Origin of the sequence: Mesorhizobium sp. M7A.F.Ca.CA.004.12.1.1 (genome assembly GCF_003997835.1) — a bacterium.
GTDB lineage: Bacteria > Pseudomonadota > Alphaproteobacteria > Rhizobiales > Rhizobiaceae > Mesorhizobium.
The window spans coordinates 1-6,125 of record NZ_RZRK01000354.1; the positions used below are offsets into that span (position 1 = coordinate 1).

4 protein-coding genes are annotated in these 6,125 nt (G+C 63.9%); 3 read left to right on the forward strand and 1 reads right to left on the reverse strand.

The features are described 5' to 3' along the window. Positions 1 to 82: 82 nt before the first annotated feature. Complete coding sequence (locus tag EN984_RS19065) at positions 83 to 1,660, reverse strand: trimethylamine methyltransferase family protein (RefSeq protein WP_127271459.1); 1,578 nt, start codon at positions 1,658 to 1,660, stop codon at positions 83 to 85. A 253-nt stretch (positions 1,661 to 1,913) separates the two neighbouring features. Here EN984_RS19065 and EN984_RS19070 point away from each other — a divergent pair, with 253 nt between their 5' ends. The 3 genes from EN984_RS19070 to EN984_RS19080 all read left to right on the forward strand — a co-directional run. Then, positions 1,914 to 3,089, forward strand: coding sequence for an MFS transporter (locus EN984_RS19070; protein WP_127268230.1), 1,176 nt, complete (start codon positions 1,914 to 1,916; stop codon positions 3,087 to 3,089). Positions 3,090 to 3,252: 163 nt separating this feature from the next. After that, positions 3,253 to 4,425, forward strand: a complete 1,173-nt coding sequence (locus tag EN984_RS19075) for an MFS transporter (protein ID WP_127268231.1) — start codon at positions 3,253 to 3,255, stop codon at positions 4,423 to 4,425. Between the two features lie 68 nt (positions 4,426 to 4,493). Next, the coding region (locus tag EN984_RS19080) for a prolyl oligopeptidase family serine peptidase (RefSeq protein ID WP_164765526.1) at positions 4,494 to 6,125 on the forward strand (1,632 nt) is incomplete at its 3' end.

The following is a 6,125-nucleotide window of genomic DNA, read 5'->3' on the forward strand; positions in this document are numbered from 1 at the left end:
CCTCTCCCCCGTCGATCGGGGGAGAGGTGTCGAGCACAGCTCGACGGAGTGGGGGTCGACCGTTCATCAACAGCACTGCCGATCAAAAATCGGTCGGCGCGCCGCCTTCGGACCGGCGCTTGGCGACGAAGGCGTTGAGTTCCTCGCGGATGGCCGGGTCCATGTAAGGCTCCTCATAGGACGCCAGCCGCTCCTTCCAGACCTTGTTGGCCTTTTCGAGCGCCGTCGGCGAGCCGGCTTCCGCCCAGGTCTCGTAATTGCGCCAGTCGGACAGGATCGGCGAGTAGAAGGCGGTCTTGTAGCGGTCCTGCGTGTGCTGGGTGCCGAAGAAATGGCCGCCGGGACCGACCGACTGGATGGCGTCGAAGCCGAGTGCCTCGTCGGAAAGATCGAGGGGGGTCAGGAATTCGGCCACCATCTGCAGCAGGTCGATGTCCAGGATGGTCTTCTCGTAGGAGCAGCGCAGGCCGCCTTCGAGCCAGCCGGCGGCATGCATCATCAGATTGCCGCCGCCCTGGATGGCGCCCCACAGCGAGAACACGCTTTCATAAGCCGCCTGCGCGTCGACCGTGTTGGCGGCGCAGGTGTTGGAGGTGCGGTAGGGAATGTTGTAGCGGCGGGCAAGCTGGCCGCCGACGAGCTGCGCCTTCATGTATTCCGGCGTGCCGAACGCCGGCGAACCGGACTTCATGTCGACATTGGAGGTGAAGCCGCCATAGCCGACGGGTGCGCCCTTGCGCACCATCTGGGCGAAGGCGAGGCCGGCAAGCGCCTCGGCGTTCTGCTGCACCAGTGCGCCGGCGATGGTGACAGGCGCCATGGCGCCCGACAGGGTGAACGGCGTCACGACGACGACCTGGCCCTTGCTCGACATCTGGATGATGCCTTCCATCATCGGCACGTCGAGCTTGAGCGGCGAATTCGTGTTGATGATGGTGAAGACGGACGGCTCTTCCAGCATCTGCTCGTGGCTGATGCCGCGCGCGATCCTGGCGATCTCGATGCCGTCGACATTGCGTTCCTTGCCGAGCGAATAGATGTGGAACACCTTGTCGGTGAGCACGCTGAGATCGCGGATGCATTCGAGGTGGCGGACGGACGGATGGATATCGGTCGGCTCGACCGGGTAGCCGCCCGTGCAGTTCAGGATGTTGTGCATCTGCGCGAGCTTTAAGAAATTGCGGTAGTCCTGCTGGTTGCCGGGCCGGCGGCCGCGATCGATGTCGGAGCAATTGGGCGCCGACGCCATCATCGAGATGATCACATTGTTGCCGCCAAAGCGCACATTGTGCGCCGGATTGCGGGCATGGATGGTGAACTCCGACGGGCAGTGCGACACCAGTTCGAGGATCATGTCGCTGTCGAAGCGCACCCGCTCGCTGCCGTCGCGCACATCGGCGCCATGCGCCTTCATGATGCTGCGGGCTTCGTCATGCAGCACATCGACGCCGATTTCCCTGAGCACGCGCAGGGAGGCGAGGTGGATCGATTCCAGCTCGTCGTCGGAGACCAGCCTGGTCGGCGTCAGCGGGTTTTTCAGCTGGCGGAAAGCCGGCTGCTCGAACGCGGCCGAGCCGCCGGCGCGCTTTCCGGCGCGGCCACCGCGACGGGCGCGGTCGGTGGCCAATGCCGGTTCCAAGGGTTGTAGGGCGGCGGTCATGATGGTCCTCGTAGGATGCGATAGCGGGCGGCATAATGGACCGGCGGCTGTCCAGCCATTGCGGAGGCGGCGACCACTAGGGCGAGGGAAGCGACATGCCGGAACGGCAGTTGCGCGGCCACGACATCGGCCTGATCCCGCCGCCTCGTTGGCGCAAGCGGATTTCGCCGGGCGGCCCTTCCTTTGCCTGGATCGAACCGATAGCTACTCGGGCTTGCCGGCCGGATGGCCAGCAATTCACATGGATGGCAGCATGGTTGCGACCGGCTCGAACGAAGGCGAAGCAGGAACGCAGTGGGCAGCGCTTGCCGGCGTCACCGCGGCACTTGCGATGTTCGGCGCGGCGCAGGGGTTGAGTTCGCCGCTGTTCACGCTGCTGATGCAGAAACAAGGCATGTCGCCAGCGCTGATCGGCTTGTCGGCGGCGATGATGCCGCTCGGGCTGATCCTTTCGGCTTCTTTCGTGCCCGCGGCTGTGCGGCTTGTCGGTGCACGCAACCTGGCGGTCGGCTGCTCGCTGATCGGCGCGCTCTGCTTCCTGGGTATCGGCTATCTGCAGGACTGGGTGGCCTGGTTCGTCATCCGCTTCATCATCGGCGTCGTCATCAACCCGCTCTACATCCTCGGCGAGGTGTGGGCACTGTCGCTGGCGCCGCCATCGCGGCGCGGCAGGGTGATGGGCGTGTTCAACACGCTAATGGGCGCCGGCTACGCCGCCGGACCATTCGCGCTGACCCTGCTCGGTACGTCGGGCTGGGCGCCCTTCATGGTCGGCGTCGCCGGTTTCGCGCTCTGCGCGGTGATCCTGCACGCGGTCTCGTCTAAGCTGACCGGTTTCGAGGATGACGACCAGCCTGCCAGCGGCCTTGTCGGCTTTGCCAAGGTGGCGCCGGCGCTGCTGCTTGCCGTGCTTGTCTCGGCGGCGGTCCAGCAGAGCACCTATGCGCTGGTCCCGGTCTTCGGCGCCAGCTACGGCTTGGCGGAAGCCGTTCTGGCCTCGCTGGTGATGGCGCTTTCCCTCGGCAACATCCTGCTGCAGATACCACTCGGCCTTCTGGCGGAGCGTTTTGGCGGCCGCGCCATGATCATCGTCTGCGCGCTGGCAACAACCGTTTGCGCGCTTTTGCTGCCTTTGCTGATCACAACGCCGTTGATCTGGGTCGTGCTGCTGGTGATGGGCGCGGTCGGTTACGGCGTCTACACCATGGCATTGGTCGAACTCGGCAGCCGGTTCAAGGGCTCTGTGCTGGTCGCCGGCAACGCTGCCTTTGCACTGATGTGGGGCGTCGGTGGCATCGTCGGCCCACCCGGTGCCGGCGTGCTCATGCAAGGCATCGGCCCGCTCGGGCTGCCGGTCGTGATCGCCGGCCTCGACGCGGTGCTGGTGATGTTCGCGCTGTATCGGTCGTCCGTGCGCCGAGCTTCCTGACGAGCCCAACCTCCTGACCGGCCCAACTTCCTGACAGGCCCAACTTCCTGACAGGCCCAACCTCCTGACAGGCATTGTCTGGAGCAAGCGGTTTTCGCCTCCCAGGGGCTTACCACCACGTTGCTCAATCGCTAATCCTGCAGCCTCGATAGCGGTGCGCACAATGAATTTGGTTGAATCGAACAAGGACGAGACGATGCAGTGGGCGGCGATCACCGGTGTGATCGCGACCGTCTCGGTGTTCGCCATCGCGCAAGGGTTGTCCTATCCGCTGCTGAGTTTCATCCTGCAGCGCCAGGGCGTTTCGCCAGCGATGATCGGCCTGTCGGCGGCCATGACGCCGATTGGTTTCATCCTGTCGTCGCCATTGATCCCGGCGCTGGCCCGCCGGTTCGGGGCAGGGCGCACAGCGCTTACCTGTGCGGCGCTTTCGGCTGTCGTGCTGGCGCTGATCGGCTGGACGCAGAATGTCTATCTGTGGTTTCCCCTGCGCTTCCTGATCGGTGTGGTGACCAACCCGCTCTATGTGCTGAGCGAGATCTGGGTCATCGCGCTGGCGCCGCCGGCGCGGCGAGGGCGCGTCATGGGTGTCTATTCGACGATCATCTCGGCCGGTTTCGCGGCCGGGCCGCTATGCCTGCTTGCAGTCGGCACTGAGGGCTGGCCGCCCTTCCTCGTCGGCATCTCCGCCTTCGTGCTGTGCGGCATCTGCCTGGGCTTGGTGCTGCCGCGCTTGCCCAAGGTCGACGAGGCCGGGCATCAAGTTTCCGTCCTGGGTTTCGTGCCGCTGGCGTGGCTGCTTTTGTTTGCCGTCATAGTCGCCGCCGGTTTCGAACAGGGCGCGCTGGCGCTGCTGCCTGTCTATGGCACCCATCACGGCATTACCGAAACCCGCATGTCGGCGCTGCTGTCGGTGATGATTGCCGGCAATATCGCCATGCAGGTGCCGCTAGGCCTGCTGGCGGAAAGGCTTTCCGCGCGCCTGGTGCGGCTTGCCTGCGTCGCGATCACGGTGCTCGGCTGCGTCCTGCTTCCGCTTCTCATCGAGTCGCCGCTGATCTGGCCAATGATCTTTGTCTGGGGTGCGGTTTCCTACGGCATCTACACGATGTCGATCATCGAGCTCGGCGAACGCTTCACCGGCTCCGCACTGGTTGCCGGCAATGCGGCCTTTTCCTTGATGTGGGGCGTCGGCGGTATCGCCGTGCCGCCGCTGGCGGGCGGCGCCATGGATATTCTGGGTGCCGGCGGGCTGCCGATCACGCTTGGGCTGCTGTGCCTGGCGCTGGCTATTGCTAGCCTCGCTGGTGGGCGGAAAGCCTCAATTGTGCGCTGAGCATAGTGAATATCGATACGGCCTATCCGCGTTGGCTTTTTCAAAGCAACGCGTTTATCGGAGACCTCATGACCAAGCCTTCCACCCAGACGCCGAATTCCACCCTCTCGACCGACGATCCCTTTCTCTGGCTGGAGGACAGGACAGCCATACAGTCATTGGACTGGGTACATCGCCAGAACGAGATCACGGTTGGTGAATTGCAGGGCGATCCGTCCTACCAGGCGTCGTTCCAGACCGCGCTCGACCTGATGACGGCCGAGGACAACATTGCGGTCGGCGCTGCGTTGAAAGGCCATGTCTACAATTTCTGGCAGGACAAGACCAATGTGCTCGGCCTCTGGCGCCGCACGACGGTCGCTTCCTACAAGACCGAGAAACCCGACTGGGAAACAATCGTCGACTTCGACCAGCTTGCGGCGAAGGAGGGGATCAAATGGGTGTTCAGCGGCGCCAGCCGGCTCTATCCGGACTTCAACCTTTGCCTTGTCTCGATGTCGCCGGATGGCGGTGACGCGAGCGAGATGCGCGAGTTCGACATTGCGACCAAGTCGTTTGTCCACGGTGGGTTTCGCGCGCCCGCTTCCAAGTCGGGCTTCAGCTGGCTGGATAAGGACACCGTGATTGTTTCCGCCGCTTTCGACGAGGCCGACAAGACCGAGTCCGGCTATCCGCGAGTCATAAAGCTGTGGAAGCGCGATACCAAGCTGGAAGACGCGACGCCGATCTTCGAGGCGCAGAAAGAGGATCTCGCCGTTGGTGCCGCTGTCGAGTACGACGGTGACAGACGCTATCTGGTCCTGGCTCGAACGCTGAATTTCTTCGCTTCGCACATCTTCCTTCGGCTGCCTTCCGGCGAAAACAAACAGCTGCCGCTACCGGACGACATGACCGATACGGCAATATTCAGGGATCAGCTCGTGTTCGGCGTGCGCAGTCCATGGACGTCGCCCGACGGCACGGTTTGCAAGCCCGACGGCCTCTATTCGCTGGATCTGGCGCACTGGGTCGAGACCGGCGCGCTCGGATCTGTCGAAACCTTGTTCGAGCCGGCATATCGCGTTTCCATCGCCGGCATGGCCCGCACGCAGGACCGGCTGTTCATCAGCCTGATGGACAATGTGCGCGGCAAGGTCGTCGTCTGCGAGCGCAAGGATGGCAACTGGTCGCTGAAACCGGTGGCGCTGCCCGAAAATGGCAATGTCGGCATCAGCCATGCCGAGCAGTTCGGCTCGACCGTGTCCTTTTCCTTCACCGATTTCCTGACCCCGAGTGCGATCATCTGGTCTGACGACAATGGCGAGACGCTCGCTACCGTGAAGTCGCAGCCGGCGCGTTTCGATGCCTCGCCGCTCATCTCGGAACAGTTCGAGGCGCGCTCCAAGGACGGCACGATGATCCCTTATTTTGTCGTCAGGCGGCGCGATCAGAAGGGGCCGGTGCCGACGCTGCTTTACGGCTATGGCGGTTTCGAAGTGCCGCTGCTGCCCGGCTATGCCGGCGTGCGCGGGAGGCTATGGCTGGAAAAGGGCAATGCCTATGTGCAGGCCTGCATCCGCGGCGGCGGCGAGTTCGGCCCGGCCTGGCATCAAGCGGCGCTCAAGGGCAATCGCCAAAACGGATTCGACGATTTCGCAGCGGTCGCGCAGGACGTCGTCAAGCGCGGCATCGCGACAGCAAGCTCACTCGGCATCCAGGGT

Coding starts and splice junctions, on each gene's coding strand:
- EN984_RS19065 (WP_127271459.1), bottom strand. CDS start 1,660: ATGACCGCCGCCCTACAACCCTTGGAACCGGCATTGGCCACCGACCGC.
- EN984_RS19075 (WP_127268231.1), top strand. CDS start 3,253: ATGAATTTGGTTGAATCGAACAAGGACGAGACGATGCAGTGGGCGGCG.
- EN984_RS19070 (WP_127268230.1), top strand. CDS start 1,914: ATGGTTGCGACCGGCTCGAACGAAGGCGAAGCAGGAACGCAGTGGGCA.